Annotated in this window: 18 protein-coding genes; 10 read left to right on the top strand and 8 right to left on the bottom strand. The window is 29.1% G+C overall.

Features of this window, described 5'->3' with window-relative positions:
* Window positions 1-9: 9 nt before the first annotated feature.
* From BT107_RS01770 to BT107_RS01760, 3 genes are read right to left on the bottom strand one after another with little or no spacing between them, the layout of a single operon-like run.
* Window positions 10-1,233, bottom strand: a complete 1,224-nt coding sequence (locus BT107_RS01770) for a DUF4249 domain-containing protein (protein WP_072302033.1) — start codon at window positions 1,231-1,233, stop codon at window positions 10-12.
* 6 nt (window positions 1,234-1,239) lie between these two features.
* The gene (locus BT107_RS01765; RefSeq protein WP_072302032.1) at window positions 1,240-4,008 is read right to left on the bottom strand and encodes a TonB-dependent receptor domain-containing protein; all 2,769 of its coding nucleotides are present in this window, start codon (window positions 4,006-4,008) and stop codon (window positions 1,240-1,242) included.
* Window positions 4,009-4,758: a hypothetical protein gene (locus tag BT107_RS01760; RefSeq protein ID WP_072302031.1), complete on the bottom strand. Its 750-nt coding sequence runs from the start codon at window positions 4,756-4,758 to the stop codon at window positions 4,009-4,011. It lies immediately after the preceding gene.
* 284 nt (window positions 4,759-5,042) lie between these two features.
* Here BT107_RS01760 and BT107_RS01755 point away from each other — a divergent pair, with 284 nt between their 5' ends.
* The 8 genes from BT107_RS01755 (at window position 5,043) to BT107_RS01720 (ending at window position 12,079) form a co-directional block, all read left to right on the top strand.
* Window positions 5,043-5,486, top strand: coding sequence for a hypothetical protein (locus BT107_RS01755; protein ID WP_072302030.1), 444 nt, complete (start codon window positions 5,043-5,045; stop codon window positions 5,484-5,486).
* Window positions 5,487-5,587: 101 nt separating this feature from the next.
* On the top strand, window positions 5,588-6,274 hold the full coding sequence (locus tag BT107_RS01750) for an SGNH/GDSL hydrolase family protein (protein ID WP_072302029.1): 687 nt from the start codon (window positions 5,588-5,590) through the stop codon (window positions 6,272-6,274).
* Between the two features lie 4 nt (window positions 6,275-6,278).
* A complete protein-coding gene (locus BT107_RS01745) occupies window positions 6,279-7,286 on the top strand; it encodes a glycosyltransferase family 2 protein (RefSeq protein ID WP_072302028.1) in 1,008 nt (335 codons plus the stop codon).
* A gap of 53 nt (window positions 7,287-7,339) precedes the next feature.
* Window positions 7,340-9,262: a BatA domain-containing protein gene (locus BT107_RS01740; RefSeq protein ID WP_072302027.1), complete on the top strand. Its 1,923-nt coding sequence runs from the start codon at window positions 7,340-7,342 to the stop codon at window positions 9,260-9,262.
* Window positions 9,259-10,515 (top strand): dihydroorotase, encoded by a 1,257-nt coding sequence (locus BT107_RS01735; protein WP_072302026.1) that lies wholly within the window; start codon window positions 9,259-9,261, stop codon window positions 10,513-10,515. The genes BT107_RS01740 and BT107_RS01735 overlap by 4 nt, the downstream gene beginning before the upstream one ends.
* 68 nt (window positions 10,516-10,583) lie before the next feature.
* Window positions 10,584-11,003 carry a hypothetical protein gene (locus BT107_RS01730; RefSeq protein ID WP_072302025.1) on the top strand — a complete coding sequence of 140 codons (420 nt, stop codon included), beginning with the start codon at window positions 10,584-10,586 and terminating at the stop codon, window positions 11,001-11,003.
* 91 nt (window positions 11,004-11,094) lie between these two features.
* Window positions 11,095-11,418, top strand: coding sequence for a hypothetical protein (locus tag BT107_RS01725; RefSeq protein ID WP_072302024.1), 324 nt, complete (start codon window positions 11,095-11,097; stop codon window positions 11,416-11,418).
* A 1-nt stretch (window position 11,419) separates the two neighbouring features.
* Window positions 11,420-12,079, top strand: a complete 660-nt coding sequence (locus BT107_RS01720; protein WP_072302023.1) for an alpha/beta hydrolase — start codon at window positions 11,420-11,422, stop codon at window positions 12,077-12,079.
* An 81-nt stretch (window positions 12,080-12,160) separates the two neighbouring features.
* Here BT107_RS01720 and BT107_RS01715 read toward each other — a convergent pair whose 3' ends face one another.
* A complete protein-coding gene (locus BT107_RS01715) occupies window positions 12,161-12,673 on the bottom strand; it encodes a hydrolase (RefSeq protein ID WP_072302022.1) in 513 nt (170 codons plus the stop codon).
* A gap of 11 nt (window positions 12,674-12,684) precedes the next feature.
* Complete coding sequence (locus BT107_RS01710; protein ID WP_244543088.1) at window positions 12,685-13,452, bottom strand: MBL fold metallo-hydrolase; 768 nt, start codon at window positions 13,450-13,452, stop codon at window positions 12,685-12,687.
* Window positions 13,453-13,541: 89 nt separating this feature from the next.
* On the opposite strand from BT107_RS01710, the gene BT107_RS01705 reads away from it, so the two are divergent.
* Window positions 13,542-14,987, top strand: coding sequence for a nicotinate-nucleotide adenylyltransferase (locus BT107_RS01705; protein ID WP_072302020.1), 1,446 nt, complete (start codon window positions 13,542-13,544; stop codon window positions 14,985-14,987).
* A 40-nt stretch (window positions 14,988-15,027) separates the two neighbouring features.
* Here the strand turns inward: BT107_RS01705 and bcp are convergent, their stop codons facing one another.
* The gene (gene bcp / locus BT107_RS01700) at window positions 15,028-15,480 is read right to left on the bottom strand and encodes a thioredoxin-dependent thiol peroxidase (protein ID WP_072302019.1); all 453 of its coding nucleotides are present in this window, start codon (window positions 15,478-15,480) and stop codon (window positions 15,028-15,030) included.
* Window positions 15,481-15,532: 52 nt separating this feature from the next.
* On the opposite strand from bcp, the gene BT107_RS01695 reads away from it, so the two are divergent.
* Window positions 15,533-16,195: an endonuclease III domain-containing protein gene (locus tag BT107_RS01695; protein ID WP_072302018.1), complete on the top strand. Its 663-nt coding sequence runs from the start codon at window positions 15,533-15,535 to the stop codon at window positions 16,193-16,195.
* An 11-nt stretch (window positions 16,196-16,206) separates the two neighbouring features.
* Here the strand turns inward: BT107_RS01695 and BT107_RS17470 are convergent, their stop codons facing one another.
* Both BT107_RS17470 and BT107_RS01690 read right to left on the bottom strand, forming a co-directional pair.
* Window positions 16,207-16,350: a hypothetical protein gene (locus tag BT107_RS17470; protein WP_170854686.1), complete on the bottom strand. Its 144-nt coding sequence runs from the start codon at window positions 16,348-16,350 to the stop codon at window positions 16,207-16,209.
* Window positions 16,351-16,421: 71 nt separating this feature from the next.
* A complete protein-coding gene (locus tag BT107_RS01690; RefSeq protein WP_072302017.1) occupies window positions 16,422-17,003 on the bottom strand; it encodes an RNA polymerase sigma factor in 582 nt (193 codons plus the stop codon).
* Window positions 17,004-17,024 lie beyond the last annotated feature (21 nt).

Raw genomic sequence — 17,024 nt, 5'->3', positions numbered from 1 at the left:
AATTATATTTTAATCTTCCCAAAAATCAGGAACTATACTACTACTAAAAACACTACAATCTCCACATGCAACTCTAACATATACATTAGGTCCTTCTTCTATTTCACCATAAGGACAAAACTCATTAGTACAGAGCTCAGGTTCATCTGTAATCCATGTATAGCTATTATTTTTAAGAATTTCTATTACTTTTCTTTCATCTGTAGGAGCTATAAATGAACAAGAAAATGGATACTTAGCATTAGAAGGTTTATCTGTAAAAATATCTTTATACTCAAAAAATATTCTTTTAGATGAAACAGATGAAACTTCAAAAAAACCAATAACTTTTTCATTTTTATCATTTACACTCTCTATATTTCCCTTTAAAAAACCAGGTTGTATTTGCGAAAACAAACTCTCTGAACTAGAAAAATCCTCTAAAGTCTTATAAAAAGTATGTGCTTCTCTAGATATAATATACTGTTTAACTAATATGGTATATCTGTTTAAAATTTTATAATCATTTCTATCTATAAACCTTACCGGAAAATTAACTAACTGTCCTCCACTTAGGCCCTCTGTAGATCCTATAATTAAAGAATTGGACTCTTTAGTACTGTAACAAACTTTACCTGTTTCATCATTAAAATTTTCAATTTTTATTTCAGGTGGTTCTTCAGAAACTATAATAGCTTTTCTTTTGTTAAACCATGGTGCTATAATTTTATGAGTTTCTTCATACTCATACCTATAATACTTTACTTCTCCTGAAGCTTCTTTAACATCTACCACTATTGAAACACCTTGCTCTTGATTAGAATTAGTTGTTATTTTCCCAGAGACATTATCTATTTCACTACCTGTACTTAAAATTGTAACAGTAGATTTATATTCTTTACCGTTAGCTGTTTTTACATATAATACATACTCTAAGTTTTCTGCTTTAAAAGCTACATCTGATACATATTCTCCCGACTCTAACTCACTAAAACTATATTCATTATTTAAATTATCTGAAATAGAAATAGTAGCCCCTTCTTCGCTTTTAGCACCGTCTTCTTCAAATTTAAAAGTTCTACTTAACTTTATTTTCTGATACTTATACTCGTCTGTTAAAACAGCATCTACAACTAATATACTGTCATAATCTTTTGTTTCTGGAGTAAACTCCTCAATACAACCTACTAATAAAAAAGTAACTAGTAAAAAAGCAAAGAAAGCCTTATTAAGATTTATAATGTTTTTTATCATTTCAGTTTAAAATTTTATATTGTAAGTTATGGTTGGAATTGGAATAGAAAAAATAGAGCTTTTATACGCCTTAACTTCATTGTCTTCTGTTACAAAATAAACCGAATAAGGGTTATTTCTTCCAAGTACATTGTACACAGATATGTTCCAAAAACTATGTCCTATTTTTTTAAGTTTATGATTACCTTCTACATTAAAACTTAGATCTAACCTAAAATAATCTGGTATTCTAAACTTATTTCTATCACTGTATATTGAATAATTTGATCCTTTGTATGTAAAGTTTCCAATGGGATATGTTACTGGTCTTCCTGTTTGATATGTAAAATTACCTGAAAAGCTAAACCTACGTGTTATTTTAAAATTAGAAACCAAATTTAAGTTATGAGGCTTATCATAATTTGAAGGAAAATAGTCTCCGTCGTTAACTTGTTCTTCAGAAAACTTACTATTCAACTTTAAAAAAGATCTAGAATACGTGTAGCTTAACCATCCATTTACATCTCCTGCATTTTTACGTACTAAAAATTCTACTCCATAAGCTTTTCCTTTACCTTGCAAAATTTCAGTTTCTATATTTTCATTTAATGTTAACTGTGCTCCCGTTTTAAAATCTGGCACGTTATTAGACAATTTATAGTAGCCTTCTAAACTAATTTCATAATCATTCCCTTCAATATTTTTATATAATCCTAAAGCAAACTGTTCTGCTTTTTGTGGTTTAATGTTGTAGTCTGATAATTTCCAAGTATCAATAGGAGACCCTGTAGTGTTATTAGATAAAGTGTGTATGTATTGATACATTTTATTATAACTAGCCTTAATTGATAAATTATCTTTTAATAAGTATCTAACAGCTATTCTAGTTTCTAACCCTCCATAAGTTTTTACTTCTTCATTATTATCAAAGTTTACTATTTCTTCTACTGTTTCATCATTTTTAGGTTCTTCATTCTTATAAACTCTTGTTATATTTTTTCCTAATGTTGTAAAGGCTGAATATCTAACTCCTAAATTAAACATCAATTTATCATTTAATTCGAAATCGTCTGATAAGAAAATAGCAGATTCCAATCCTTTTTCTTTATCTAAATTAATTTTCTCTACATCAGATTCATCTCCCAAAGGTTCTTTATTACCTGGGGTAACATTATATAGCTTACTAGTTATACCATAGTTAATTTTATGTTTACTATTATATAAGTATGTTACTTTATATTTAAAACCTGTTTCTATAATTCCGTAATCAAACGCAAAATCATCATTTGTATCTCCATCATAATCTATATTAAATCCGTAATGACTGTTAAATAAGGATAAATTACCTACATTTTTATCGTTTAACTGATTATCCCAGCTTAAAGAAAAAACTGCATTATTGTAACTGTATAAGGAATCTGAAGTTATGCTAAAAACATCCTTACTGTAATATGCTGTAGCTTTAATGTCATTTTTATCATTAATTTTATGATTGTACTTTGCTATTAAGTCATAAAAATTTGCTTTACTCTTTTTTAAATTATCATCATCCAATGATTTTAGAACCCAGTCAGAATAAGTAGATCTCCCACCAACCATTAATGAGGATTTACCTTTTACAACAGGAAGTTCTAATGCAATATTATTTGTAATTGGCCCTATGGATGCTTCGCCAGTAAAATTATCTATACTTCCATCTTTAGATTTTATATCAAAAACTGATGATAAACGCCCTCCAAATTCTGAAGGAATACTGCCTTTGTATACTTTTAAACTCTTAGTTGTAAATGGGTTTAAAGCCTGAAAAATACCAAAAAAATGAGATGGGTTATAAATAACTGCATCATCTAAAAGTATTAAATTTTGGTCTGTTTTACCTCCTCTTACATTAAAGCCTGTAGCTCCTTCTCCTGCAGTAGTAATACCTGGTAGTGTAGTTGCCACTTTTAATATATTTCGTTCTCCTAAAACCAGTGGTATATTTTTAGACTCTTCCGAGTCTATTTCTGAAGTACCCATTAGGGTTTCTTCTACATTAACATCTTGTGCACCATCTACAATAATTTCATCTAATTCTTCTATATCTTCATTTAAACTAAAATTTAACTGCCCATTATTAAATAAAAAGACTCTTTTTATTTGTGTCTTTACACCTATAGAGCTCACTTCTATTAAGTTTTCTCCTTTGGGCAACTTAATTTCATAAAAACCATTATTGTTTGTAGATACCCCTAAATTTCTATTTTTTACATAAATAGTTACATTAGGAATAGGTTCATTATTTAAATGTTGTTTTATATACCCGCTTAATGTAAAAATACTTTTAGTACTATTTATAGTAGACTTACCAATCCTAACAGTTTCAATGATACTATTATTTACATCATTATTATTTTTATTGTAAAAAACAGGGGTAATAATATTACTTTTTTTCTCTTTAATACTTACTGTATCATTTATTGGAGCTGAGAAAATTTTAGGTAACTCATTGTATACAATTCTATTTTGCAGAATATAAACATTTGCTTTATCAATAAAATAATTTAAATCTGTATTTTTAAAGATATCTTCTAAAATGGTTGTTAATTTTTCCTCTGTATAAATACCAGATACTTTACCACTATTAAACCATTTATCAGAAAAATAAAAGTTAAGATTATAGCTGTTTTCAATTTTACTTAAAACATCTTTAATAGGAGAATCTTTAAATTGAATAGTTACTAATGTTTCTTTTTGTTGAGAGTAAGTAGTTAAACTAAAGAGTAATATTAAAGCTAAAATTATATATTTTTTCATTTATAACGCTTTAGCCTTTTTATTCATTAATAAATTTATTTTTTTTAATAAATCTATAATATTAGAATCACTTCTTTTGTCCTTAACTGAATATTCTCTAATAACAGATTTATACTCGGGAAAAATTTTATTTAGATTTCTAATATTTTTAATCTTTATTAAACTTTTTTTATAATGTAATAAATTATATTCTCTGTCTGAAAACTGATATAATAATTTGTTACTAGACCTTTTTTCTATTCTACTTTTTAGATGTTTTTTATACAATTGAAAATTTTCATTATCTAATAATAATTTTAGATAACCCTTATAATTCCCTTTCTCAACAGTTAAATTATCTATATTTACAAAGTATTGGGAGTTTAAAACAAAACTGTCTACCTTATTATTTATTGGTTGAATAGTAATTAGATTATTATTACTGTTTTTCAAATTAAGAAGCAATTCATCTTCAAAAACATCATATTTAATTTTTACATTATTAAATAATTGTTTGTCATATACTATGCTTCCATCAAAAAAATCAAATTGTTTGTAATATCTATTTGTATTTTCAAACGATCTATCTTTTTCAAAATAACCATCACCATCATCTAAAAATCCGTTATAGATAACTGTTTTTTCTAATCCAACTTCTTTGTCAAACCAACTATATAAGTCAACATTGGTATTTCTAAAATCATTTTCAAAATCTAATTGACTATACAAAAAGGGAGAGATACAAAACATAGCAATACACACTATGTACATTATGCATTTTTGGTTCATATTAAAGACAAAGGTTTGGTAAGGTTATTTATTAACTCAAATATATCTTTTACAGGATAATTTAATTAAATTTTAACAAATATTCATATAATTTTAACAAAAAAAATAAAAAAGTATATTGTATTGAAAGAATTACAAACTAATTAGCCCCAAAAAGTGTATTTCATCTAAAAGTTTAGAAGTTGTGTGTATTTCATCGAAACGTAAATAATAAACTAAAAAAAGTACGGTTATAATAACCCCAAACCTTATTAAACCTACTATTAATGATATGTTTAGAATGTAAGAAAGAGCTGAGCTATATTGACCACAAAAATGCCATAGATGCATTTGGTGTTGAATTATGTGCTAAGCATCAAGTGAGATTAAACAGATTAATCTTAAAAAACAATACACCTAAAGAGGCTATACAATTATATTATGGCCTAAAAGAAAGAAACCTAAACCCTATGTTAGAATGGTGGGACGGTAAAAAATCTATAGATATAGCTATTTCTAGAGTAAAACTTAATATAGAAATAGATACAGAATACAATATGCTAACCCATGAGCAAGCTATAAACGATTTAGAAGAGGCAATGCATTCTTTTAAAAATGGGTTTACAACTATACGCATACCAAACGATTTAATTAAACATCATTTTACAGAGACTATAAATAATATTATTGGTATTGTTGAAGGCTTAAACGCGAACATAAAAAAAATATAAATACTTTATTAAATTGAAGCATAAGAATGCCTACTTCTTGTGCTTCATTTTAATAGTAATGTATTTTTTAATTACCTTCGGTCTTTAACTAAAATTAAAAGATGAAAAAAGTAATAACTTATAGTACTTTAATTCTCTGTTTTTTTATGTCATGCAACTCACAAGCACAAGACTGGGCTAATTTAACTAAATACAAAGAGGCTAATACCAATTTAAGTACTCCTGTAAAAAACGAAAATAGAATTGTTTTTATGGGTAATTCTATTACAGAAGGTTGGAGTAATGCTATGCCTAGTTTCTTTAAAGATAAACCATACATAAATCGTGGTATAAGCGGACAAACTACACCACAAATGTTATTGCGTTTTAGACAAGATGTAATAAACCTTAATCCTAAAGTTGTTGTAATATTAGCTGGCACTAATGATATTGCTGGTAACACCGGCCCTACTACATTAAATGAAATCACTGATAATATTAAGAGTATGGCAGAGTTAGCGGCCAAACACAATATTAAAGTTGTAATTTCTTCTACACTTCCTGCATTTGACTATCCTTGGGCTCCTAACAAAGATCCAAACACAAAAATACCTGCATTAAATACAATGCTTAAAACATATGCCAAAGAAAACAATTTTATATATCTAGATTACTTTTCTGTAATGGCTACAAAAGAAAACGGATTGCAAAAAAAGCATTCTGGAGATGGTGTTCATCCAAATAAATTAGGCTATCAGATTATGGCTCCTTTAGCAGAAGAGGCAATTGCCAAAGCGTTAAAGAAATAACACAATGCAAACCCCTTTAGTTAGTATTCTTATACCGTTTAAAAATGTTGAAAAATTTTTAGATGAATGTATCTCTTCTATAATTTTACAGACGTACAAAAACTGGGAAATAATAGCCATAAACGACCATTCTACAGATAATAGTGCTTCTATACTACACGCATACGCTGCAAAAGACAACAGAATAAAAACAACATTAAATACAGGTAAAGGTATTATTAGCGCTTTACAATTTGCCTATACATTAGCAAACGGAAGTTATATTACCAGAATGGATTCTGATGATATTATGACTCCTAATAAAATTGAAGTTTTACTCTCTTTGCTTTTAAAAAACGGACAAAAACATATTGCAATTGGTAAGGTTAAATATTTTGCAGAAAATGGAGTTAACGATGGCTATAAAATGTATGAAGAATGGCTAAACAAATTAACCATAAACGGCAGTAATTATTCCGAAATTTATAAAGAATGCGTTGTTCCTTCTCCTTGTTGGATGGTACACAAATCAGATTTTGATCTAGTTGACGGTTTTAACCCCAATAGGTATCCAGAAGATTATGATTTAGCTTTTAGGTTCTACAAACATAATTTAAAATGTATTCCTTGCAATTCAACTTTACATTTATGGCGAGACTATTCTACAAGAACCTCTAGAACTAGTGAGCATTATGCTCAAAATTATTTCTTAGATATAAAATTAGATTATTTCTTAGAGTTAGAGCACAAGGCAAATAACACATTAATTGTTTGGGGCGCAGGAAAAAAAGGAAAAGAAATAGCCAAGAAACTACTAACAAAACAAATTCCGTTTTACTGGGTATGTAATAACAATAAAAAAATAGGAAAAGACATATATGATCAAAAACTACATCACTTCTCTTCTGTTGCAAAACAGACTAACCCACTAATAATTATTACTGTTGCCAACCAAGAAGAACAAGTAAACATAAAAACATATCTTAATTCTTTAAACCTTAACACTGTAAAAGATTATTTTTTCTTTTGCTAAAGTACTATTCGCTTTACTTCAATTTGTTTATATTTGAAAAATTAAATTAAGGAATGCAGTTTAAATATCCGGATCTTCTTTGGGCTTTATTTTTACTATTGGTTCCACTATTTATTCATCTTTTTCAACTCCGTAGATTTAAAAAAACTCCCTTTACTAATGTAGCGTTGCTTCAGAAAGTAAAAATTGAATCTAAAAAAGCACGAAACTTAAAAAAATGGCTTCTTTTATGCACTAGACTCTTATTGTTTACTGCTATCATAATTGCTTTTGCTCAACCTTATTTTACTAATAAAGACGCCTTTAAAAAAAGAGAAACTGTAATTTATATAGACAACTCTTTTAGTATGCAAGCATTAAAAAACGGAACTAGTCTTTTAGAATCTGCAGTACAAGAAGTAATTAAAAACAGTGATAAAGAAAAAGAGTTTAGCTTATTTACTAATACAGATACATATAAAGATGTTGTCTTAAAAGAAATTCAAAATAATTTACTGTCTTTAGAATATAGTAGCAATCAACTAAACATAAATGAAGTTTTATTAAAAGCAAACACACTTTTTAGTACCTCTAAAAATAGTATAAAAGATATTATTGTTCTTTCCGATTTTCAGCAAAGAACTGAAACTACAACGATAGACACACTAAAAACTACTAATCTACATTTTGTAAAGCTATCTCCAGATACATTTACAAATACCAGTATAGATAGTGTTTATATTTCTAAGACCGATGCTACCAATATAGAACTTAGTGCTAAATTATCTGCAAACAATATTGCAGAAAACACCCCCGTAGCATTATATAATAACGATACTTTAATAGCCAAAACTTCTGCTAATTTTAATGGTACAAAGTCAGCTTTAGTTTATTTTACACTACCAAAAAACAGTGCAATTAATGGCAAAATTGAATTAGTTGATGCTGGTTTAAAGTACGATAACAACTTCTTTTTTAACATCAACAAAAGAGAAAAAATAAAGGTGCTTACTATATCTAATGCAGATAATACTTTTATAAACCGAATTTTTACTGAAGACGAGTTTGTAACAACAAGCACTAAATTAAACCAAGTAAACTACAGTAGTATAAACGACCAAAGTTTAATTGTTCTAAACGAAATTAATTCAATTCCAGAATCACTAAAAAATGCTTTAATCTCATTTGCAAACAATGGTGGCAGCTTAGTTATTATTCCGTCTAAGGATATTAATATTAACAGTTATAATTCTCTTTTATCTAATTACTTTTCAACGAGTATAAAGGGCTTTATTCAACGAGAAAATAAAGTTACAAGCATTAATTTTTCTCATCCGTTGTATCAAAATGTTTTTCAAAAAAGAGTAACTAATTTTCAGTATCCAACTGTAAACAGCTATTTCAAAATAAAAAGCACTGCACCTAGCCTATTAAGTTACCAGGATAACACTCCGTTTTTACTTGGAGCTAATGGTATCTACTTATTTACATCTAGCTTACTAAAAGAAAATTCTAATTTTAAAGGTTCACCTTTAATTGTGCCTACGCTGTATAATATGGGGTATAACAGCTTTAGCATTCCTAAATTATATACAATACTTGGAACATCTTCTAAAATAGATATTGCGACAAGTTTAGACAAAGATCTTATTTTAAAAATTGAAAAAAACGGTAAAGAGTTTATACCTCTGCAACAATCTTTTACAACTAAGACTACACTTAGTTTTACAAATAATCCTGATAAAGATGGTATTTACACTATAAAAAAAGGAGATTTAAAATTAGGTGCACTTAGTTTTAATTACGACAGAAAAGAGAGTAATCTTACGTATATAAATAGTAATTCTATTGCTAAGCTTAAACAAAATAATAGCATAAGTCAGTTATTTAGAGATTTAGAAAATAACCAAAAGGTGTCTGAGCTTTGGAAATGGTTTGCTATTTTTGCTTTGTTTTTCTTAGTATTAGAAGTTCTTATTCAAAAATATCTTAAATGAATATATTAATAAAATCTGCCAAAGTCTATAATAGTAACAACAAAGATATCCATCTTAAAACAAAAGATATTTTAATAAAAGATGGTATTATAACTAAAATTGCAGATGCTATAACTCCAGAAAAAGAAACTAAAGTTATATCTAAAAAAAATCTTTGTATTTCTATAGGTTGGTTAGATACTAGTGTTTCTTTTGGTGAGCCTGGTTTTGAAGAAAGAGAAACTATTGCAAACGGTTTAAAAACTGCCGCTAAAGGAGGTTTTACAGATATTATTTTAAACACCAATACCAACCCTATACCTTACACTAGCTCTACTATTGCATTTATTAAAGACAAAGCTAAAGAGCAAATAACAAATTTACACCCACTAGGAGCGTTAACGGTTAATAGCGAAACAGTAGATTTAGCTGAGTTATATGATATGAAAAACGCTGGTGCAGTAGGATTTTCAGATTATAAAAAACCTACAAGCAACTCTAACCTTTTAAAAATAGCATTACAATACGCTCAAAATTTTAATGCTTTAATTTATTCTTTTCCGATGGATACCAAAATTGCCGGAAAAGGCATTGTAAATGAAGGTGCTGTATCTACAGGTTTAGGTTTAAAAGGAATACCCGCTCTAGCTGAAGAATTACAAATAGCAAGAGACTTATTTATTTTAGAATATACTGGAGGCAAACTACACATACCAACTGTTTCTACAGCTGGTGCAGTAAAACTAATTGCAGAAGCTAAAAAGAAGGGCTTAGATGTTAGTTGTAGTGTTGCTATACACAACCTATTATATACAGATGAAAAATTAGAAGATTTTGATACTGTATACAAAGTATTACCTCCGCTAAGGACCAAAAAAGATGTTACTGCACTTGTAAAAGGTGTTAAAAACGGAACAATAGATTTTGTAACTACAGATCACGCTCCCTTAGATATTGAACAGAAAAAAGTTGAGTTTGACAATGCTGCTTATGGCACCACTGGTCTAGAGTCCTCTTTTGGAATTCTAAATTCTATTTTTGATACAGAAACTGCTGTAGAAATATTAAGTAAAGGGAGAGAAAGATATGGTTTACAAACTCCAGAAATTAAAGAAGGAAATACAGCTTGTTTTACGTTGTTTGACAATGATACACTGCACTATGTTACAAAGCAAACAAGCACAAGTACCGCTAAAAACTGTATGTTTTTTGAAGAGAAGTTAAAAGGACAGGTATTTGGTATCATAAATAACACAAAATTAGATATACTATAATACATACAGCTGCGTTAAACTAATGGCTAAACGTTAGTCAACTTTTTTAACAACTAATAAATAAAACTATGATTTTTGGAATTACGCTAATACTATTAGGTATTTTAGCAGCACCATCGTTACTATTATCAAAAAAACCTAACGCACAAGAACTTTTAGACAAGATTACACCTTACCAAGGATGGATTGGTTTAGTATTTTGTTTTTGGGGAGTTTGGGGTATTATATCATCTGTATTAAACATCGGATGGTTAACAACTTTCCCTATTTACTGGATTACTTTTTTAGCTGTAAATGTGCTTTTAGCTGCATTAGGTTTTATTTTAGGTTACGGAATGATAAACAAGCATTTGTTAGCTAAAAATGAAGAAGCAAAAGCAAAAGGAGAAGTTTTATTAGCTAAACTAAGACCTTTACAAGGTAAATTAGGTATGGCTGCTATTGCTTTAGGTATTTGGCAAATAGTTACACATATATTATTCTTTTAATATGTTTTAAAATATAAAATAAAAATTAAAAAGAGGTCTTAATTAGACCTCTTTTTTTTTGCAAAATTTTTACCTTGCACAAAAAAATAAAATGAGTGTAAATCCTAAAGGAAAAACGACTGCAATTGTATCTTACCTTACTGGTGTTGGTACTTTAATTGCTATTACGATGAATATGGACGATAAGCACGAATTTGCTCGTTTTCATATTAGACAAAACTTTGGTCTAAACTTGTTTTTTTTAGGTTTTGCACTATTCATTAGTCAATGGCTTAATATGTATGCCTCTATGGGGTTATATATATCATACATAGTACTTTGGACCTATGGGTTTATTGGTATGTTAAATAACAAAAAACAAGAAATTCCATTTATAGGAAAAGCTTCTCAAAAATGGTTCACTTTTATCAATTAGTATGACAACTGCACCTTTATCTTTAGAATATATTATACAACCTGCAACTGTAGAACAAGAGAAAACACCTGTTTTATTTATGCTTCACGGTTATGGCAGCAATGAAGAAGACCTTTTCTCTTTTGCCACAGAATTACAAAAAGAGTTATGTATTATTTCTGTACGTGCTCCCTACCCTATGCAGCCTTACGGTAATGCTTGGTATGCTATTAATTTTGATGCCGAAAAAGGAAAATGGAGTGATGATGAGCAAGCTGCTGAATCTATCCAAAAAATACTAACATTTATTGATGAAGCTTGTAATACATATCATTTAGATAAAGATAATGTTACATTATTAGGTTTTAGTCAGGGTGCAATTTTAAGCTATGCAACAGCTATAGCATATCCAGAAAAAATAAAAAATGTTATTGCACTTAGTGGTTATATCAACGAAAATTTAATTGATAAATTAAAAACAGACAAAGACCCTAGCAAATTAAACATATATGCATCTCACGGTAGTGTAGACCAAGTAATACCGGTAAGCTGGGCACAAAAAACACCTGAATACTTAAAGAGTTTAGGTATAAACTGTACTTATGAAGAATACCCTGTTGGTCACGGTGTTGCGCCACAAGGTTTTTATTCTTTTAAAGAATGGTTGTCTAACAAAATATAGACACAACATACTTACTACATAAAAGAAAAGCCCTGAATTTACATTCAGGGCTTTTCTTTTAGTTTTAAAATAGCTTCTTACTTAATCTCTTCTGTATAAAAGATGATCCATCATTGTAAAATCTACACCTAAATCGTCCTTAAGATTATATTTTATAAGAAGTTCTCCCCAATATTTTCCATCAGAAAAATCGGCTAAAATCCACTTATGGTTTAAAACTTTAATTTTATTAATTTTAAAATCTCCCTCCATACCCTCATAAGGCACTAACGGGTTGTCTCCTTTAGATTCGTTTGTTTCTATTAATTTATCTGCAATATATCTAGCAGGCTTATCTATGTTTAAATGATCGAAATTAGATAAAGCGTCATCGTTATTTTCTAATAAAAAATACTTTAAATCTAAAATATTTATTGCTGTTGTTTGTAAAGAGTCTTCAAGCTTAGTATTACTAGCTTCAAGCTTTTCTATCTTAGCTTGTAATTTTCCAAATTTAGTATTGGTAGCATCTATCATCTTATTTGCGCTTACATATTGATAAAGTGCTATTAATGCTGCAAAAATAAATAGGTATAAATATAAATACTTTTTCATTCGGTATAATTCTAAATGTTTATGGTTAAATTATCGTAGGCCAAATGTACTTTTTTTGGCAATATTTTTTCTACTTCTTTATGAAAACCTAGTAAATGACTTATATGTGTAAGATAAGCTGTCTCTGGTTGTACCTCTTTTATAAACGCTAAAGCTTCGTCTAAGTTAAAATGAGAATGATGTGCTTCTATACGCAATGCATTAACAACTAATACTTTTACACCTGTTAGCTTAGCTATCTCTTCTTTAGATATGCTTTTTACATCTGTTAAGTAAACAAAATCATCAATTCTAAAACCAAAAACCTCTAATCTATTATGCAATACTTTAATGGGTATTGCAACTTTGTTACCTAATTTAAAAGGTGTGTTTTCTTTAATTTCGTTAATAGCAACAGCTGGAGCGCCTGGATATCTATTTTCATCAGCAAATATATAAGCAAAACGTCTTTTTAGAGCTGCTATTACTTGTTTGTCTGCATATACTGGTATATCTCCTTGTCTAAAGAAAAAAGGTCTAATATCATCTAAACCAGCAGTATGGTCAGAGTGTTCATGTGTAAATAAAACACCGCTTAAATTAGATATAGGATTTTGTAATAATTGCTGCCTAAAATCTGGCCCACAATCTATTATGTAGTTGTAATTATCCCAAGAAAGTAAAACAGATACTCTAAGTCTTTTGTCTTTGGGGTCTTTGCTTAGACATACAGGATGTTTGCTACCTATTACTGGTATTCCTTGAGATGTACCTGTACCCAAAAATGTGATTTTTAACAATTCAGCCTTTTTTATCAAATTTATAACATATTTATTTAATAGATAAATCTATCTTGTTAACTTTGTATACCGTAAAAAACAAACAAAGAATGTCATCAGTCTTAAAAAAAGATTTTGCTTTTGAGAATATCCCTTCTACTAAAGCCAAAACCCTAAGAATAAATTTAAATCCTGATATCTACGGTACTTTTGCAGAAATTGGTGCCGGACAAGAGACTGCCAGACACTTTTTTAGATCTGGTGGCGCATCTGGAACCATTGCTAAAGCAATGAGTGCATATGATAAAGATTTTAGTGACGCTATTTATGGCGTAGAAAACGATGGTAGATACGTTACCCAAGCTCGTTTAAAAACGATGCTTTCTCATGAAATGGGACTTATGGAAGAACGTATTAGTAGAGAAAAACACCCTGAACGTTTATTTTTCTCTTACGCAAATACTGTTGCTACTATAGATTTTGCTAAAAAATACAAAGGTCACGGATGGATTGGAATACGTTTTCAGTTAGATCCAGACCAAAAAGAGTTTGATGAGATTATCATGCACATTCGTTTTAAACAAAACGAAGCAAGATTACAGCAAGAAACTTTAGGTCTTTTAGGTGTTAACCTTATTTATGGTGCTTTTTACAAATACCATAAACCTCGTAAATTACTTAAATATTTATACGACCATATAGATAAGGATACGGTAGAGATTGATATGATTAATTTCTCTGGTCCTAATTTTGAAAAAGTAGATAACAGACTAATTAGCTTACAGTTAATTAAGAATGATATGACCGATGCGGTGATGTTTGGACCTGACGGTAACAACCTTTTACCTGCTGCTGTTTTATACAAAAAAAATATACTTGCATTACGTGGTAGTTACAGACCCGTAACTAAAGTAAATATGGATATGTTTGAAAAGTCTCATAATATTTTTATGAATGAGCAAACAGTTAATCCAGATAAAACCATTGTAATTTTTGAAATTACACTAGCAAACTTAAAAGCTAGTGGAGAAATAGATGAGCAAGATTTTATGGACAGAGCAGAACTACTTTGTTCACTTGGCCATACTGTAATGATTTCTAAATTTCAAGAATACTTTAGACTAGTAGAATACTTTAGTAATTATACAAAAGCCAAGATTGGTTTAACAATGGGAGTTAATAACCTTGTAGAGGTTTTTGACGAGAAATACTACAGACATTTAAGTGGTGGTATACTAGAAGCTTTTGGCAAGTTATTCTTTAAAGATTTAAAGGTGTATTTATACCCTATGAAGAATGAAGAAACTGGGCAAATAATGACTAGTAACAACGTTAAAGTACACCCAAGAATGAAAGAACTTTATAAGTTCTTTAAATACAATGGTAAGGTAATGGACATTTTTGATTATGATCCAGAGATACTACATATATTTTCTAGAGATGTACTTAAGAAAATTACTAACGGAGAAAAAGGCTGGGAAAAGATGTTACCAGAAGGAATTTCCGAAATAATTAAACGTAAGGAATTGTTTACCAGAAAAGAAAGTAAAAAATAATTAAAAAACCGCAGTTTTAAAACTGCGGTTTTTTTTGTTTTTATTCTAATATTTGTGCCGCGTGGTCTTTTGTTTTAACCTTGTCTATAACCTTAGTTACTACTCCTGCTTCATCTATAAGGAATGTTTTTCTATGAATACCATCATAAACTTTACCCATAAACTTTTTAGTTCCCCAAACACCAAAAATATTTAAGATAGTATGGTCCTCATCTGCTAATAACGGAAAAGGAAAATCGTACTTATTTTTAAAATTAGATTGTCTTTTTTCTGAATCTGCACTTACACCTAAAAGCTCGTAACCTTCTGCTTGCAATTCTTTATAATTATCTCTTAAATTACAAGCTTCTGCAGTACACCCTGGTGTACTTGCTTTTGGATAAAAAAATACAATTAACTTTTTACCTTTATAATCTGCCAAGCTAACGGCATTACCATCTTGATCTTTTGATGTAAAATCTGCTACTTTGTCTCCTACTTTTAAAGTATTCATAAGTAATTTAATTAAATTCGTTTATTCTAATTTTTAGTAAAGCTAATCAAAAATGACGAAGGCAGAAAAAGTAACGTTTACAATAAACACTCTTAAAGAATTATACCCATCTATACCAGTTCCGTTAGACCATAAAGATCCTTATACTTTATTAATAGCAGTATTACTATCTGCACAAAGTACAGATGTTGGGGTAAATAAAATTACGCCTCTTTTGTTTAAAAAAGCAGATAACCCTTACGATATGGTAAAGTTAACTGTAGAAGAAATTAGAGAAATTATTAGACCCGTAGGCTTGTCTCCTATGAAAGCTAAAGGAATACACGGCTTATCACAAATGTTAATAGACGAGCATAATGGTATTGTGCCACAAGACTTGGAGTCATTAGAAAAATTTCCTGCAGTGGGGCATAAAACGGCGAGCGTTGTAATATCGCAAGCATTTGGTATACCTGCTTTTCCAGTAGACACACACATACATAGACTTATGTACAGATGGGGATTTACAAATGGTAAAAATGTTGTGCAAACAGAAAAAGATGCAAAAAGACTGTTTCCTAAGGAATTATGGAACGATTTGCATTTACAAATAATTTGGTACGGCAGAGAATATTCGCCTGCAAGAGGCTGGAATTTAGAAAATGATATAATTACCAAGACTATTGGTAGGAAAACAGTAATTGAAGAGTATTATAAAACAAAAAAGAGCCAATAAGGCTCTTTTTTTTAGTTTAAAATGTTTTCAAACTGCATTTCCTTGTAATTAATCACATTCAACGATTTAGAATAGTTCATAATAAATTGAACTGTACTTGCTGATGTTGTCATTCTACAAGAGTTGTTTTGTTGTTTAGAGTAAATTTTTTCCATATAAAATAGTATTGTTATATTAAGATAACGGTACTATTTTAGAAATATTATACTTTAAGCTTAAAAACCTATTAATTCGTTAAAACGATATTATGTTTCTCGATTATTTTTCTCATGTTAATTAAAGCGTATCTCATTCTTCCTAATGCAGTGTTAATGCTAACTCCTGTATTCTCAGAGATTTCTTTAAAGCTCATATCCTTGTAGATACGCATTAATAAAACTTCTTTTTGATCGTCTGGCAATTCTTCAATAAGAACTTTAAGATCAGAATCGATCTGATTTTTTATCAATTGCTTTTCTGCGTTTAACTTATCATCACTTATTACAGAAAAAATATTAAAGTCATCGCTACCTTCAAACATTGGCATACGCTTATTTTTTCTAAAGTGATCTATAATTAAGTTGTGTGCAATTCTCATTACCCACGGTAAAAACTTACCTTCTTCACTATAAGAACCCTTTTTTAAAGTCTTTATAACCTTAATAAATGTATCTTGAAATATATCCTCAGTAATGTCTCTATCTAAAACTTTAGAGTAAATAAAACTACTAATTCTTTGGTTGTGTCTATTTATTAATACTTCTAGAGATTTTTCGTCTCCATTAATATATTTTTTTACTAATACTGAGTCTTCAATTTGTAGATCCATTTCGAGTTACTTTTTTGGTTA

It is taken from the genome of Cellulophaga fucicola, from assembly GCF_900119145.1.
In the GTDB taxonomy this organism is placed as follows: Bacteria; Bacteroidota; Bacteroidia; order Flavobacteriales; family Flavobacteriaceae; genus Cellulophaga; species Cellulophaga fucicola.
Note: the sequence above shows the minus strand (reverse complement) of the source record. Positions and strands in the feature narration are given on the sequence as shown.